Genomic DNA, 15679 nt, shown 5'->3' with positions numbered 1-15679 from the left:
GCGGATGTCAGTGCGGGGCGAACGCGGAGTGGAAGAGCGCCCACGCGCGAGTGGCGACCGTGCGGCGCTCGGAGGCATCGGTGCGCACGAGCATGCTCGCGAGCATCGAGATCGCGAGCAGCACGTCTCCGGCGACGACGTGGGTGCCGATGCGACCCGCCGCCTTCTCGCGGTCGAGGACGCTGCCGATGATGGCGTCCATGCGCGTCTGCAGGTGGAGAAGACGGTCGTCGTGGCGTTCGAGCGTCATCATGTCGATGATCGTCGTCGAGACGAGCGCCTGCTCGATGACGCGCTCGAGCAGGTCGTCGAGCGTCGTCTCGGGCCGCGCGACCTCGACCTCGAGCTCACCGAGGTTCTCGTCGAAGACGGCGACGGCGAGGTCGACGCGCTCGGGGAAGTGGCGGTAGAGACTCCCCTGCCCCACTCCGGCACGCTTCGCGATGGCGCTGAGGGGTGCGGTGACGCCCTCCGTCGCGAAGATCTCGCGCGCGGCGTCGATGAGCGCACGCCGATTGGCGGGGCCGGCACTCGGCCCGCGGTTGGCTTTCGCTGTCGACGGCACGGGTGTAGCGTACTACCGGACAGTGTTGTCCGGTAACCCACGACGAAGGAGACACCATGGCCGCGAACGGCGCACCCCTCACCGGAGACTCATCGGTCGGCACGTGGATCGACGACCCCATCGGCGGGCCGATCATCCGCGAACTGCTCGCGCGCGGCGGCCAGACACCCGATGTCATGCGACCCGTGCGACGCCTCGCCATCAAGCGCCTCGTGAAGCTCAGCAAGGGCTCGTTCTCGGCCGACATGCTCGACGAGCTCGTGCGCCGGGCGGCGGCGGGAGAGGTGCCGGCGGGTGACGATGCAGCGCCCGTCGCGGAGGCCGTGCAGGAGGTCGCGACACCGGTGCGCCCCGAATGGACCGAGCGACTCGACGCCGGCCGCTTCACGGGCTCGACGGTCATCGTCACGGGAGCCGGCTCGGGCATCGGTCGCGCCACGGCATCGCGCGTGGCCCGCGAGGGCGGCCGCGTCATCGCCGTCGACATCTCGCAGGAGCGCCTCGACGACTTCATCAGCGAGACCCCCGGGGCCGAGATCGTCGCCGTGCAGGCCGACATCACCGACGACGCCGCGATCACGCGCATCATCGCGGCCGCGGGCGATCGCATCGACGCCCTCGCCAACGTCGCCGGCATCATGGACGACATGACGCCCGTCGGCGAGGTCACCGACGCCGTCTGGAAGCGCGTCTTCGCGATCAACGTCGACGGAACGATGAAGCTCATGCGGGCCGTCATCCCTACGATGCTCGCCCAGGGCCAGGGATCGATCGTCAACGTCGCCTCCGAGGCCGCGCTCCGCGGATCGGCGGCGGGCGTCGCCTACACCGCGTCGAAGCACGCCGTCGCGGGGCTCACGAAGTCGAGCGCGTTCATGTACGGCCCGAGCGGCATCCGCGTCAACGCCGTCGCCCCCGGCCCGACCATCACGAACATCGAAGCGACGTTCGCCTCGCCCCTCGGCGCCGAGCGCGTGCGCGCCGGCATGGCCGTCATGCCCGAGGCCGTTGAGGGCGATGCCCTCGCCGCGTCGATCACGTTCCTGCTCTCGAACGACGGCGTCAACATCAACGGCGTCATCCTCGCCTCCGACGGAGGCTGGTCCGCCGCCTGAGCGCCAAGTGGGTGCGCGTCGAGCTGCGCGCCATCAACCACGGCGTGATCGTCGCGCGTCACACCGCGACCGTGCCGCCGAACAAGAACTACGGCTGGCGCGTCAAGGTCGCCTTCAACGGATTCGGAGCCAAGTGGCTTGACACCCGCGCGCTGATCGCCCACGCCCCTGCCGCTCGTATGGAAGAGTTGCAGGGGCGTTCGGCGAGAAGAGGCGGTTGACCGATGCGATACCAATCGACACGAGGACACGCGGAGCAGCGCACGTTCTCCGAGATCCTCCTGGCCGGGCTCGCACCCGACGGCGGCCTCTACATGCCCGTCGAGTACCCGCAGATCAGCGCCGACGACCTCGAGTCGTGGCGCGGACTGTCGTACGCGGATGTCGCATTCGAGGTGCTCTCGCGATTCGCCGACGACATCCCCACCGAAACGCTCCGCACGCTGACGCGCGAGACGTACACGGCCGAGCGGTACAGCAACGTGCGCGCGGGCGAGAACGCGGCCGACATCACCCCGCTCCTCCCCCTCGGCGACGAGAACGGCACTCCCCTGTCGATCCTCGCCCTCTCGAACGGCCCGACGCTCGCCTTCAAGGACATGGCGATGCAGCTGCTCGGCGCGCTGTTCGAGTACGCGCTCGCGCGCGACGGCAGCGAGCTCAACATCCTCGGCGCGACGTCGGGCGACACGGGCAGCGCCGCCGAGTACGCGATGCGCGGGCGCCGCGGCATCCGCGTCTTCATGCTCAGCCCGAACGGCAAGATGAGCGCCTTCCAGCGGGCGCAGATGTTCAGTCTCGACGACCCGAACATCGTGAACCTCGCCGTCGAGGGCGTCTTCGACGACTGCCAGGCGATCGTCAAAGCCGTGTCGAGCGACCTCGACTACAAGGCGCACCAGAAGATCGGCACGGTCAACTCGATCAACTGGGCACGCGTCGTCGCGCAGGTCGCGTACTACTTCCACGGCTGGTTGCTCGCGACCGACGGACCGGGCCAGAAGGTCTCGTTCGCGGTGCCGTCGGGCAACTTCGGCAACGTCTGCGCCGGTCACATCGCGCGCATGATGGGGCTGCCGATCGAGAACCTCGTCGTCGCGACGAACGAGAACGACGTGCTCGACGAGTTCTTCCGCACCGGCGTGTACCGCGTACGCGCGGCCGCCGAGACGCACCACACGTCGAGCCCGAGCATGGACATCTCGAAGGCATCGAACTTCGAGCGGTTCCTCTTCGACCTGCTCGGCCGCGACACCGAGCGCGTCGCCGAGGTCTTCCGCGAGATCGACGAGACCGGCGTGCTCGACCTCTCTGGTATGCCCGAGTTCGCGCGCATCCACGAGTTCGGATTCGTCTCGGGGCGCTCGACGCACGCCGATCGCGTCGCGACGATCCGCGAGGTGTCGGAGACGTACGGCGTCGTCATCGATCCGCATACCGCTGACGGCATACACGTCGCTCGGCAGCACCTCTCACCGGGCATCCCGATGCTCGCGCTCGAGACCGCGCTGCCCGCGAAGTTCGCCGAGATCATCCGCGAAGCACTCGGCCGCGACCCCGAACGGCCCGCATCGTTCGAGGGGATCGAAGACCTGCCGCAGCGCGTCGAGGTCGTGCCGGCCGACTATATGCAGATCAAGGAATTGATCGCGGCGCGCACCGGGTTGTAGCGGTCCGCGCGTCGGAGTACCGCTACTGCAGCGGAGTGCCATTCATGCGGTACTCCGGCGCGCGAACGGTACTCCTGCGTGGCGAACGCGAGCAGGACGCCGGCACGTCACACTCTCGACAAGACGTCGCCCCTCCCCCTATGCTCGGACCTGTGTGGATGTTTGCGTAAACATGTTTACGTAAACATTCGCGTTGACCGGATGCCCCTTCGCTGCCGAACGGGCTCGACCCCCTCCAGGACGGACCGATGACGAAGACGTCACCTCGCCTTGCCCGCCCCCTCGCAGCCGGAGCCATCGGCGCGCTTCTCGTCGCAGGACTGCTTCCCCTCGGGGCATCAGCTGCGCACGCGGCGCCCGACGACCCGATTGCGCTCGACTCCCCCGTGAACGCCGTCGCCTACGTCGGCGGCGGCACCACACTGCCCGAGACCGTCGCGGTCGACACCCAGGGCGGCGGCGTGCGTGATGCGGCCGTCGCGTGGGATCTCCGCGACCTCACCTTCGACCAGCACTACCGCACGTTCACCGTGCCGGGTCTCGTCGAGGACTCCCTCCCCGTCGAGGCGCTCGTCGAGACGATCCCCGAGAACCTCCGCTACTTCATCGACGCCGGCCAGACGGGCACGTCACCCGCCGTCGAGGCCGTGCGCGCGCAGGGCGGCCTGCTCAACGACCGGGCCGACCAGGCATCGAGCAACGGCTCGTGGGGCTGGGTCGCGAGCGGTCGCGACGGCACCCGCGCCGGCACGACACCGGCCGACAAGTACTCCAACGGCCAGTACGGCATCAACAACTCGCAGCTCGGCCTCAGCTACCTGTTGCCGGGCCTCACCGCGGGCACCTACACGATCACGGTCGGCGTCACCGAATGGTGGTCGGGCCCCCGCACCGTGCGTCTCGACGCGCGCACCGGGTCGGGCACGGCGACGAAGATCGGCGAGACGGTCACGGTCAACACCACGAACCGCACCGCGATGATCTCGGGCACGTTCACGACCGATGGCTCGGCGCCCGTCACGGTGACGGCCAGCCGGGCATCCGGTTCGGAAGCACCTGTCATCGCGTGGCTCGCGGTCGCCGCGGGCGAGGTCGCCGTCGACACGGCGCCCCTCGTCGTGCAGGCTCCGACCCTCAGCCCCGCCGCGGGTTCGTACGCCGCCGCGCAGACGGTGACGCTCGAGACGGCCACCGCTGGCGCCTCGATCTTCTACACGCTCGACGGCACGACCCCGACCCGCACGGTCGGCACGCGCTACGAGGGTCCGTTCGAGGTCGCGGCGGATGCCACGGTCACGGCCGTCGCCATCAAGAACGGAACCGCGAGCGGCCGCGCATCCGCGGCGTACCGCATCGATCTCGTGCCGACCGAGGGCTACGAATCCGCGCCGCTCGGACGCACCTGGTACGACACCGAGGGCAACTCGATTCAGGCCCACGGCGGCGGATTCCTGCAGCACGACGGCTGGTACTACTGGGTCGGCGAGAACAAGTCGCACGACCGCGCCATCCTCAACGCCGTGAGCCTCTACCGCTCGCAGGACCTCCTCAACTGGGAGCACGTGCACGACATCGTCACGACGGCGACGCCGAAAGTCTGCGTCACCGGCACGTACGCAGGCCCCGAGTGCAAGATCGAGCGCCCGAAGCTCATCTACAACGAGGCCACCGACCGCTTCGTGCTGTGGGGCCACTGGGAGACCGCCGACAGCTACGCGGCGTCGCACCTCATCGTGCTCTCGAGCCCGACGATCGACGGCGACTACGAGGTCGTGCGCAACTATCGCCCCGGCGTGGGCGAGGTCGGCACGACCGAGCAGGACCCGACCTACCCCGGCACCGACGGCCTCGGCGGCTACGGATCGCGCGACTTCACCGTCTGGTCCGACCCCGACAGCGACGCGGCGTACCTCATCTCGGCGCAGGACCACCAGGACATGCGCCTGTACCCGCTGACCGAGGACTACACCGACGTCGACGTCGATGCCTCGTACCCGCTTTTCGTCGGCGGTCACCGCGAAGCTCCCGCCGTCGTCAAGGCCGACGGCAAGTACTTCATCGTCACGTCGGGCCAGTCGGGCTGGTACCCCAACCAGACGCGCTACGCGGTCACGAGCGACATCACCGACCCCGACGGATGGTCGGAGCTGCGTGAACTCGGCAACAACACGACGTACTTCAGCCAGTCGACGAACATCGCGACGGTGCAGCGCGTCGACGGCGGCCGCGACTACCTGTACATGGGCGACCGCTGGAACTCGAAGAAGCTCGGCGACTCGGCGTACGTCTGGCTGCCGCTCGAGATCGAGGACGACTCCCTCACGCTGCCCTTCCGCCCGAACTGGCGGCTGGAGGAGCGTACGGGCGGCATCGTGATCCCGTCGCTCACCGAGATCGTCTCGGAGGGCAAGGACTCGTCGGCGAGCACCGCTGCCGCCGGCCGCGCCCCGGCGTACGCGAACGACGGCGTCGCGGTCAACCTCGCGCTCACCGGCGACAGCTCGAACTACTTCCAGCCGACGACGGTCCCGTTCCACTGGCAGGTCGACCTCGCCGAACCGACCGATCTCTCGCGCGTCGACTTCTCGTGGCGCGCCTGGAACGGCTCGGAGACGTATTCGACGTACACAGTGTCGGGAAGCCTCGACGGAGTCGAGTGGACGCGCCTCGCGACCCGCCTCGACAACCGCACCGTCGGCTTCACGACCGACGCGCTCGCGGGGGAGTGGCGCTACGTCCGCGTCGACGTCGCCGACGTCATCAACGACCACAACGGCAACCAGGCGCACTGGGCCGCCGGCCTCGTCGAGGTGCAGGTGCACAGCGCCGTCGCCGACACGGTCGCGCCGACGCTCTTCGCCGAGGTCAGGGACCGCACGCTCACCGTCTCGGCGGATGACGCGGGCACGGGTCTCGCCGCGGTCGAGTACCGCGTCGACGGCGGCGACTGGGCCGACTACGCCGGACCGGTCGCGATCGACGCGGCCGGCGGCCTGGTCGAGGCTCGGGCGACGGATGCCGCGGGCAACGAGACGCTCTCCGAGCCGATCCCCGTCGTGGGTGCCGTGCTGTCGACCGAGTCGGCGCGCATCGGCTCCCGCGTGACGATCGACGTGCGTCTGCTCGGCGCGGGCAACACGCTCGACGCCGAACTGCGCAGCGACCCCGTCGCGCTCGGCACTCTGACGGGGGATGACGCCGGCGACGCGTCTCTCACCTTCACGGTTCCCGACGTCGAGGTCGGTACGCACACCGTCACGCTGCTCGGCGCGGAGGGCAACATCGAGGTCGCGATCGACCTCGAGGTGCTGCCGGCCGAGGGCGACCCGGGTCAGCCGGGGGAGCCCGGAGAGCCGGGTGAACCTGGAGAACCTGGTGAGCCCGGAGAACCGGGGGAGCCCGGTGAACCCGGAAACCCGACTCAGCCCGGAACTCCGGGAGAGCCCGGAACCGGTGGCCCGGACGACGGCACCGACGGTTCGGACCCCGCGGGAAGCGGTGACGGACTCGCCCTGACCGGCATCCCGGCGGGCCTGCTGCTCGGACTCGGTCTGCTGGTCGCCGCCCTCGGCGTGCTGATCTTCCGCCGATCGCGGAGGACGCAGCAGCAGTAGGCACACGCACGACTGCGCCCCCGCACCGGATTCGTTCATCCGGAGCGGGGGCGCAGCCGCGTGCGCGCGCGATCAGTCGCGCGGGTCGAGCTCGGTGTACGTGACGCGGAAGTCGGCGTCGAGCTCGATCTCGAGCTCGTCGCCGTTGTCGAGCAGCACATCGACGTCGTACGCGTTGCCCGCGTCGTCATCGCGGTCGACGTCGGTCACGCGTCCGCCGTCCGCCTCGGCGAGAGCCGCTGCACTCGCCCGGTCGAACTCGTCCGACGTGAGGGGCACGTCGTCGGAGTCGCGGCTGTCGGTCGCCTGGGGCGCATCCGTCGAGGCGACCTGCTGCACCGCGACGGTGTCGCGGTCGTCGTCGCCGAACTCGTCGAAGGCGTAGGCCGCGCCGGCTCCGCCGAGCAGCACGACGGCGGCGGCACCGACTCCGATGAGCACGCCGCGTCGACGCCAGAGCGGGCGGCGCTCGGCGGGCGCGGCTGCTGCGACGGGTGCGGGGGACTGGGGCTGGGGGGTCGTGTTCTCTTCCATGCCCTCAGCTTCTCGGGGGAGCGCTGAAGCAGACCTGAAGCTCCCTGAAGCAACCTTCAGGAAGCAGGTTCTCAGGACGCGGGAAGACGCACGACGAACCGTGCCCCGCCGAGGGCGGAGTCGTCGACGGCGACGCTTCCCCCGTGGGCGCGCACGATGTCGGCGACGATCGCGAGCCCGAGTCCTGACCCTCCGGCGTCACGCGCTCGGCTCTCGTCGAGACGCACGAACCGGTCGAACACGCGGGAGCGCTCCGGCGCGGGTACGCCCGAGCCGTCATCCTCGACGACGATCGTGACGACCCCGTCGACGTCGGTCGACGCGACCGCGATCTGTGAGTGCGCATGCCGCGCGGCATTGTCGGCGAGATTGCGGATGACGCGTGCGAGCAGCCGCTCGTCGCCTGAGACGCGAGCGGCGGTGATGCCCGAGCCGTCGATCGTGAGCGTCGTCGACGAGCGGAGACGACTGCATTCCGTCAGGAGAATATCGTCGAGATCGACCGGCCTGCGGTCGATCGTCGCGGCGCTCTCGTCGAGCTTCGCGAGGATCAGGAGCGACTCGATGATCGCCTGCAACCGCGCACCCTCGGCGAGCACCGTCGCGGACAGCTCGCTCGCGTCGATGCGGTCGGGGTGCAGCGAGGCGACCTCGGCGTATTGGCGAATCGAAGCGAGGGGTGAGCGGAGTTCATGCGAGGCGTCCGAGACGAAGCGGCGCTGCGCGATGCTCGCACCTTCGAGGCGAGCGAGCATGCCGTTCATCGTCTCGGCGAGGCGGGCGATCTCATCTCCCGACGGAGGCACGGGCACGCGACGATCGAGACCCGACGCCTCGATCGACGCGACCTCGGAGCGGATGCGCTCGACGGGGGCGAGGGAGCGCCCGACGACGATCCACGTCGTCGCACCCACGAGCAGCACGATCAGGGGCACCGCGACACCGAGCAGACCGGTTACCGTCGCGACCGCCTCGTTCGCATCATCGAGCGAACGGCCGGCGAGCAGACGGTAGTCGGTGTCGCCGATCTCGACGTCTTCACTCGCGAAGACAACCTCGTCGCCGTCGACCCGCGCGGTGAAGACGTCGTCATTCGGCACCGGTTCGGGAAGTGCGATGTCCTCGTCGCTCGCCGAGACGACACGACCGCTCTCATCCACGAGCACGAGCAACCGGTCGTCGTCGGGCAGAGTCGTCGATCCGCTGCCCTCGAGACTTGTCGCCGCCGCTTCGGCGTCGAGCGCCGCCGACTCCTCGATGTTCGCGCGCAGAGCGCCCGTAAGCAGCGCGACGAATCCGAACGCACCCACGACGAGGATCACCGCGACCGCGAGTGCCGCACCGAGTGCAGCTCGAAACCTCACCGACCGGTTACGCACGTGCCACGCCCAGCCGGTATCCCGAGCCGCGGAGCGTCTCGATCGAGGTCACTCCGAACGGTCGGTCGATCTTGTTGCGAAGGTGCCGCACGTAGACCTCGACGATGTTCGGGTCGCCGTCGAAGTCGACGTCCCACACGTTGTCGAGCACATCGCGCTTCGAGACGACGGCGCCGGCATTCCGTACGAGGAATTCGAGGACGGCGAACTCACGTGATGTCAGGTCGATCGCGACGTCGCCGCGCGAGACGCGCTTCGCCGCGGGGTCGAGCCGCAGGTCACCGACCTCGATCGCGACCGGGCGTTCGCGCGAGCCCCGGCGCACGAGGGCGCGGATGCGAGCGACGAGCACGGCGAAAGAGAAGGGCTTGCTGAGGAAATCGTCGGCGCCGGTGTCGAGCGCCTCGACCTGGTCCCACTCGCCGTCCTTCGCCGTGAGCATGAGCACGGGAGTCCAATCGCCCGCCGCGCGCAGCTTCTCGCACACGCGGTAGCCGCTCATGCCCGGCATCATGATGTCGAGGATGATCGCGTCGTACGTGTACTCCTCCGCGAACCAGAGCCCGTCGACACCGTTTCCGGCGACATCGACGGCGAATCCCTCGGCCTCAAGGCCGCGTCGCACGCCATCGGCGAGGCGCGCCTCGTCGTCGACAACCAGAATCCTCATGCGTACCTCCGGCTCCAGTGTGTCGCCTCGAGCCTGAAGCTGCGCTGAAGCGCGCGGAACGGGACCTACCCCTCGCCGCCCAGGCGCCCCGAGAGCCGCTCGCGCAACGAGGTGCTCGAGGCGTTCAAGCCGACGACCTCGACCTGGATGCCGTGACGGGCATACTTCGTCGTGATGGCGTCGAGCGAGGCGATCGTCGACGCATCCCACAGGTGCGATCGCGAGAAGTCGATGACGACTCGCTCGGGGTCGCCCGCGTAGTCGAACTGCGTCGTCAGGTCGTTCGACGACGCGAAGAACAACTCGCCGTCGACGATGTAGCGCGCGACGCCGTCATCCACCGTCCTCGTCACCGTCGCGAAGTGCGCGACCCGACGGGCGAAGAGCACCATCGCGACCACCACTCCCGCGATGACACCGATGGCGAGGTTGTGCGTCGCGACGACGATCGCGACGGTCGCCACCATGACGAGCGTCTCGCTCTTCGGCATGCGCTTCAGGGTCGACGGCCGGATGCTGTGCCAGTCGAAGGTTCCCACCGAGACCATCACCATGACGGCGACGAGCGCGGCCATAGGGATGAGCGCGACGATGTCGCCGAACACGACGACGAGGATGAGCAGGAAGACGCCCGCGAGGAACGTCGAGATGCGCGTGCGCGCGCCCGAGACCTTGACGTTGATCATCGTCTGGCCGATCATCGCGCAGCCGCCCATGCCGCCGAAGATTCCCGAGATCATGTTCGAGACGCCCTGACCCCACGCCTCACGGGTCTTGTTCGAGCCCGTGTCGGTGATGTCGTCGACGAGCTTCGCGGTCATAAGCGATTCGAGGAGTCCGACGAGCGCCATCGCGAGGGCGAAGGGAGCGATCGTCGTGAACGTCTCCCACGTGAGCGGCACGTTCGGGATGAAGAGCTCGGGCAGCGTGCTCGGCAGTTCGCCCTGATCGCCGACCGTCGGCACCGCGAGGGCGCCGAACACGGTGATCGCCGTGAGCACGACGATCGCGACGAGGGGCGCGGGCACGACGCGCGTGAGGCGGGGGAGTCCGATGAGGATGACGAGGGCGAGCGCCACGAGCGGATAGACCAGCCACGGCACGCCGATGAGGTGCGGGAACTGCGCCGCGAAGATGAGGATGGCGAGGGCGTTGACGAAGCCGACCATGACGCTGCGCGGAATGAAGCGCATGAGCTTCGCGACACCGAGCACCCCGAGCAGCACCTGGAAGACGCCCGCGAGCAGCACGGTCGCGATGAAGTAGTCCATGCCGTAATCGCGGGCGACGGGCGCGATGACGAGCGCGACGGCTCCGGTCGCCGCCGAGATCATCGCGGGGCGCCCGCCGAGGAACGCGATCGAGACGGCCATGATGAACGACGAGAAGAGGCCGACGCGCGGGTCGACGCCCGCGATGATCGAGAACGAGATCGCCTCGGGGATGAGCGCGAGGGCGACGACGAGACCCGCGAGGACCTCGCGCGTCAGGAGCCGGGGCGACCGCAGTGCCCCGAGCACCGAGTTGTCGACGCGCTGCGTGATCGTCGCCATGCGGGCGCTCCTCGGAATGAATGACCGAGTTGGGTGACCCGGTCGGGTGATCGGCCACCACCGCCGGGCGCCTCGGTAACCCTACACAGGCAGCGCGGTTACCCTCGATGTATGAGCAGAACCGTGTGGGCCGTCATCGGCGTGATCATCGCCGTCATCATCGCGTGGGTGCTCGTCGACGTGCTCTTCAGCGTCGCGCTCTTCGTCGTGAAGCTCGGCTTCGTGCTCGTCGTCGCGGTCGTCGTCTTCTTCGTCATCCGCTCGCTCGTCGGGCGCCGCGACCGCGCGTAGGGCTAGCGGGGGAGTGCCGCCTCGATCGCGGAGACGATCTCGGGCGCGTCGGGCTCGGTCGTCGGTCGGAACCGCTTGATCTTGCCGTTCGGCAGCACGAGGAACTTCTCGAAGTTCCACGTCACGCGGCCGGCCTTACCCGAGCCGTCCTTCGCCTTCTTGAGCTCGGTGTAGAGCGGGTGGGCGTTGCGGCCGTTGACCTTGACGCGGTCGAAGACGGGGAAGGTCACGCCGTACGTCGTGGAGCAGAACTCCTTGATGGCGTCGTTCGACGAGAGCTCCTGGAGGAACTGGTTGCTCGGGAACCCGAGGACCGTGAAGCCGCGCTCACCATAGGTGCGCTGCAGCTCTTCGAGCTTCTCGTACTGCGGTGCGAGGCCGCAGCGCGAGGCGACGTTCACGATGAGGATGACATCGCCCTCGTAGTCGGAGAGGGAGGTCGTGGTTCCCTCCATGGTCTGGATGGGGATCTCGCGAATGCTCATGCTGAACGATAACGCTCGCGCGCTGCGAGCATTCCGTGAAACGTCAGGCCGCGGGCGGCGCGCAGACCTCGAGGGCGCGCATCGCGGCGAGCGCCTGATCGACCGACCACGGCAGTGCGATGAGCGGCGGCTGCCCGCCGGCCTCGGGAGCGACGCGCGCACCGATCGAGGCGAGCGCGAAGGCGAGCTGCTGCACGAATGCCGGGCCGGCCGTCGAGTTGTCGAGTGCGACGACGACGGTGAGTCCGGTCTTCGGCTCGGTGAACGACGCCGACAGCGTGCCCGGAACCTCACCGACCCAGCCGCGGACGGGGCCGTAGACATCGGCGCCGAGCGCACGGTTCTTCCACGACGGAGCATCCGGCCCCATCGCGACGGCCCCGGCCCACTGGTCGGACGCGGTCGACTCGGAGACGAGCACGCCGGACGCGCTCGCCTGCGACCACGTGCGCATGTCGTCGAGCGTCGACACCATGCCCGCCGCGGGCCCGCCGCCCGACGTCGACAGCGTCGACATGTCGTGCATCGCATCGCAGATCGGAGCGCCGTCGGCACCGCGCGCCGCGACCCATCCGCCGAGCGCGACGGGCGGAGTCGATCCCGAAGGAAGGGTGGTGTGGTCCAACTGCAGCGGATCGGCGATGTACTGGTCGACGAGTCGCGCGTAGCTCGTGCCCGTCGCTTGCTCGAGAGCGAGCGCCAGGAGCACGGCATCGGTACGCGACGCCGCGTACCCCTCACCCGGCGCACCCGTCCGCGTGCTCGCGAGCCCGCTCGCGAGCACCTCGCCCTGCGGCCAGTTGCGCGCGGGGTTGTCGACGAGGGTCTGCTTGAGCGCGCCGTAGTAGTCGCCGAGACCCGACGTGTGGTGACAGAGCTGACCGAGGGTGATGCCGTCGAGGCCGGGAACCCGGTCGACGTACTCGACGACGGGATCGGAGAGTTCGACCTTCCCGTCGTCGACGAGAGAGAGGAGTACGGCGCACGCGAAGGACTCCGACTGCGTTCCGATCCGGAACGGGGTGTCGGTCGTGAGAGGCGCTGCACCGTCATCCGTGCCGTCGGTGCCGACCGCGGTCGTCCACTCGCCCGCCCACGGAGCCCACACGCCGGCGATGGCACCGCTCGCCTTCGCAAGGCCCATGGCCTCGGCGAGGATCGCGTCGAGCTGCTCGGTGGTCGCCTCCGGCAATGCGCCGTCGACCTGCTCGTAGGGCAGTGTGGCGACCGACGCCTCGGTCGTGCAGGCGGTCAACGCCACCACGACGGCGATCGAAGCGCCCGCGGCCAACGATCGTCCGACACCTCTGAACAATCCGGTCACGAAGCCCCCTACGTACCTACCGCCCCGAGTCTACCGGCGCACCCCCCGCGGACTCTGGGCAGATACACAACCGCTACCAATCCGATATCAAGCTTCCTCCGAATCCCCTCCCGTCACGGAAACTCCGTGCACGACAAGGAGGCACTCCGATGCGTACTTCACCTAACCGTCTCGTCGGCGTCATCTTCGGCGCCGTCTACCTGCTCGTCGGGCTTCTCGGCTTCGCCGTGACCGGCGGCGTCGACTTCATCGCCACGAAGGGTGGTCTGCTCCTCGGAATCTTCGAGGTCAACCCGCTGCACAACGTGGCCCACCTGCTGATCGGTGCGGCACTGCTCATCGCCGGTCTGTCGAGCGCGCGAGCGGCGAAGACCACCAACGGCATCATCGGAGCGGCGTACCTGCTGCTCGGAATCGTCGGCTTCTTCATCGCGGGCACGGCTCTCAACATCCTCGCGCTGAACACGTTCGACCACTTCCTGCACCTCGCGAGCGCCATCGTGCTCCTCGGAGTCTCGCTCGGCTCCGAGCGCTCCGGCCGACTCGCGACTGCGTGAGCGACGGGGGAACTCGCTCATGACCAGAAGCTGGCCCTCCATCGCAGCATTAGGAGCAGCACTGGTGCATTTCGCCCTCGCCGCCGGGGTGGCCGGCGGCGAGGGTGTTCCCCTGCTCCTCGTCCTCTTCCTCCTCGCCGGGCTCGCCGAGCTCGCGTGGGGAATCCTGTCCCTCCGTGCGGGGCGCGTGATCCTGCCCCGCACGACGCTCGCGGCATCCGCGATCCTTCCGATCCTCGCCGCACTCGCGGCCCTGACGGCGGATGACGGTGTGCCCGTCATCCCTCTGCTCGCGGCATCCGTCTTCAACGTCGTGATCGCGGCGTCGGCGGCTCTCGCCCTGCGGCGCGACCGTTCCGGCGCGACGCGTCGGGAGGTCGGCCCGGGCCGCGCGATCGCGGGCCTCGTGCTCGGCGGCCTCATCGCCTCGGGCATCGCGACCCCGGCGCTCGCACTCACCGAAGCGGGAGGCCTCGCCGTTCCGCACGGTCAGCTGCACGGCGACGTGCACTCCGGACACTGACCTCGCGACTGCCCGTACCCGTCAGGGTGCGGGCAGTTCAGCGATCTCGCGCTCGGCGAGCGACATGAACCTCTCGACGTTCTCGTCGACGATGATGTCGCTCGGCCGCAGCGGCCGCTCGAGGTAGAGGCCCTCGAGCGACGTGAGCCGGCTGAGCGCGACGTACGTCTGGCCCGGGCTGAACACCCGCTGGCCGAGGTCGATGATCGCGGTGTCGTAGCTCGCGCCCTGCGACTTGTGGATCGTGACGGCCCACGCGAGACGCAGCGGATACTGCGTGAACTCGGCGACGATGTCCTTCGTCAGCTTCTTCTGCGCCGAGTTCCACGTGTACTTGTGCTTCTCCCAGGTGGCCGGCTCGACCTCGTGCTCCTCGCCGTCGATCGCGACCTTCACGATGCGGTCGAGGCGCGTGATCTCGCCGATCGTGCCGTTCACCCAGCGGGGCGGCTCGCCGGGGGAGCCCGTGTCGTTCCGCAGGAACATGACCTGGGCGCCGAGCTTGAGCTCGAGCTTCTCGTCGGCCGGGTACGCGCGGCCTCCGAAGTCGCCCGCGATGTCGGCGGGGTTCGACTTCGACTTGCCCGGCAGCCGGCGGAGAGCCGCCGCGTTGATGCGGTTGACCGAGTCGTTGCGCGTCGCGAGCGTGATCGCACCGCTCTCGGGAAGCGGACGGCGACCGCCGACGGCGTTCAGGTGCCCGCCGATCTCGGCCGTGACCTGCCCGTGCCGCACGGCGTTCAGCATGTGCGTGAACGTGCGGTCCTTCTGGCGGTGGATCTGCCCGAGCTCGAAGATGCGGAGGCCCGTCTCGGCCCACACGCGCGCGTCGAAGAACCACATCGAGCGGTACGAATCGGCGAAGTAGGCGCGCTCGGCCTGGTCTCCGGGCACGGGAGCGAGTTGGTACGGATCGCCGAAGAGCACGACCTGCACGCCGCCGAACGGCTCGTTCTTGCGCTGGCGGGCCTGGCGGAGCGACCGGTCGATCGCATCGACGAGGTCGGCGTTGACCATCGACACCTCGTCGATCACGAGGGTGTCCATCGCGTTGAGGATCTTCTTGACCGCGTCGTTCTGCTCGATCTCGTGGTCGGCGATGAGACCGATCGGCAGACGGAAGAGCGAGTGGATCGTCTGGCCGCCGACGTTGAGCGCCGCGACGCCCGTGGGGGCGCAGATGACGATCTGCTTCGACGTGTTCCAGTTGAGGTGGTTCAGGAGCGTCGACTTACCCGTACCGGCGCGGCCGGTCACGAAGACGTGCTCGCGCGTGCCCTCGATGGCCGCGAAGACAGCGGCCTGCTCGGGAGTCAGAGTCACGGAGGTCATCGCTGTCGATTCTACGAGGCCCCCGGGCCGCCGCCTCGGCTCTTCACAGGGCCGTCCGCCTAGAATT

The 15679-nt window shown here is 69.0% G+C and carries 15 protein-coding genes; 7 read left to right on the top strand and 8 right to left on the bottom strand.

Features of this window, described 5'->3' with window-relative positions; all coding sequences use genetic code 11:
* Positions 1–7 precede the first annotated feature (7 nt).
* Entirely contained in the window at positions 8–565 is a 558-nt protein-coding gene (locus BJ972_RS12270; protein ID WP_129172183.1) for a TetR/AcrR family transcriptional regulator, read from the bottom strand.
* 56 nt (positions 566–621) lie between these two features.
* On the opposite strand from BJ972_RS12270, the gene BJ972_RS12265 reads away from it, so the two are divergent.
* From BJ972_RS12265 to BJ972_RS12250, 4 genes are all read left to right on the top strand, one after another.
* On the top strand, positions 622–1680 hold the full coding sequence (locus BJ972_RS12265) for an SDR family NAD(P)-dependent oxidoreductase (RefSeq protein ID WP_129172184.1): 1059 nt from the start codon (positions 622–624) through the stop codon (positions 1678–1680).
* Positions 1681–1691: 11 nt separating this feature from the next.
* A complete protein-coding gene (locus BJ972_RS12260; RefSeq protein ID WP_129172185.1) occupies positions 1692–1901 on the top strand; it encodes a hypothetical protein in 210 nt (69 codons plus the stop codon).
* Between the two features lie 3 nt (positions 1902–1904).
* Positions 1905–3350 carry a threonine synthase gene (gene thrC / locus BJ972_RS12255; RefSeq protein ID WP_129172186.1) on the top strand — a complete coding sequence of 482 codons (1446 nt, stop codon included), beginning with the start codon at positions 1905–1907 and terminating at the stop codon, positions 3348–3350.
* A gap of 248 nt (positions 3351–3598) precedes the next feature.
* On the top strand, positions 3599–6964 hold the full coding sequence (locus BJ972_RS12250) for a chitobiase/beta-hexosaminidase C-terminal domain-containing protein (RefSeq protein WP_164989846.1): 3366 nt from the start codon (positions 3599–3601) through the stop codon (positions 6962–6964).
* A 72-nt stretch (positions 6965–7036) separates the two neighbouring features.
* Here the strand turns inward: BJ972_RS12250 and BJ972_RS12245 are convergent, their stop codons facing one another.
* From BJ972_RS12245 to BJ972_RS12230, 4 genes are all read right to left on the bottom strand, one after another.
* Positions 7037–7498, bottom strand: coding sequence for a PepSY domain-containing protein (locus BJ972_RS12245; protein ID WP_129172187.1), 462 nt, complete (start codon positions 7496–7498; stop codon positions 7037–7039).
* Positions 7499–7569: 71 nt separating this feature from the next.
* The gene (locus tag BJ972_RS12240) at positions 7570–8862 is read right to left on the bottom strand and encodes a sensor histidine kinase (protein WP_129172188.1); all 1293 of its coding nucleotides are present in this window, start codon (positions 8860–8862) and stop codon (positions 7570–7572) included.
* Positions 8863–8869: 7 nt separating this feature from the next.
* Positions 8870–9547, bottom strand: a complete 678-nt coding sequence (locus BJ972_RS12235) for a response regulator transcription factor (RefSeq protein ID WP_129172189.1) — start codon at positions 9545–9547, stop codon at positions 8870–8872.
* A gap of 65 nt (positions 9548–9612) precedes the next feature.
* Positions 9613–11100 (bottom strand): SulP family inorganic anion transporter, encoded by a 1488-nt coding sequence (locus tag BJ972_RS12230; RefSeq protein ID WP_129172190.1) that lies wholly within the window; start codon positions 11098–11100, stop codon positions 9613–9615.
* 111 nt (positions 11101–11211) lie between these two features.
* Here BJ972_RS12230 and BJ972_RS12225 point away from each other — a divergent pair, with 111 nt between their 5' ends.
* Entirely contained in the window at positions 11212–11391 is a 180-nt protein-coding gene (locus BJ972_RS12225; RefSeq protein WP_129172191.1) for a hypothetical protein, read from the top strand.
* Positions 11392–11393: 2 nt separating this feature from the next.
* Here the strand turns inward: BJ972_RS12225 and BJ972_RS12220 are convergent, their stop codons facing one another.
* On the bottom strand, positions 11394–11876 hold the full coding sequence (locus BJ972_RS12220; protein ID WP_129172192.1) for a glutathione peroxidase: 483 nt from the start codon (positions 11874–11876) through the stop codon (positions 11394–11396).
* Between the two features lie 43 nt (positions 11877–11919).
* Complete coding sequence (locus BJ972_RS12215; RefSeq protein WP_129172193.1) at positions 11920–13200, bottom strand: serine hydrolase domain-containing protein; 1281 nt, start codon at positions 13198–13200, stop codon at positions 11920–11922.
* Positions 13201–13349: 149 nt separating this feature from the next.
* Between BJ972_RS12215 and BJ972_RS12210 the strand changes: the two genes are divergently transcribed.
* Both BJ972_RS12210 and BJ972_RS12205 read left to right on the top strand, forming a co-directional pair.
* Entirely contained in the window at positions 13350–13757 is a 408-nt protein-coding gene (locus BJ972_RS12210) for a DUF4383 domain-containing protein (RefSeq protein ID WP_129172194.1), read from the top strand.
* A gap of 64 nt (positions 13758–13821) precedes the next feature.
* Positions 13822–14280, top strand: a complete 459-nt coding sequence (locus BJ972_RS12205) for a hypothetical protein (protein WP_129172195.1) — start codon at positions 13822–13824, stop codon at positions 14278–14280.
* Positions 14281–14301: 21 nt separating this feature from the next.
* Here the strand turns inward: BJ972_RS12205 and BJ972_RS12200 are convergent, their stop codons facing one another.
* Positions 14302–15612: an ATP-dependent DNA helicase gene (locus BJ972_RS12200; protein WP_129172196.1), complete on the bottom strand. Its 1311-nt coding sequence runs from the start codon at positions 15610–15612 to the stop codon at positions 14302–14304.
* Positions 15613–15679 lie beyond the last annotated feature (67 nt).

The sequence above is a fragment of the Agromyces atrinae genome (genome assembly GCF_013407835.1).
Classification (GTDB): domain Bacteria; phylum Actinomycetota; class Actinomycetes; order Actinomycetales; family Microbacteriaceae; genus Agromyces; species Agromyces atrinae.
Note: the sequence above shows the minus strand (reverse complement) of the source record. Positions and strands in the feature narration are given on the sequence as shown.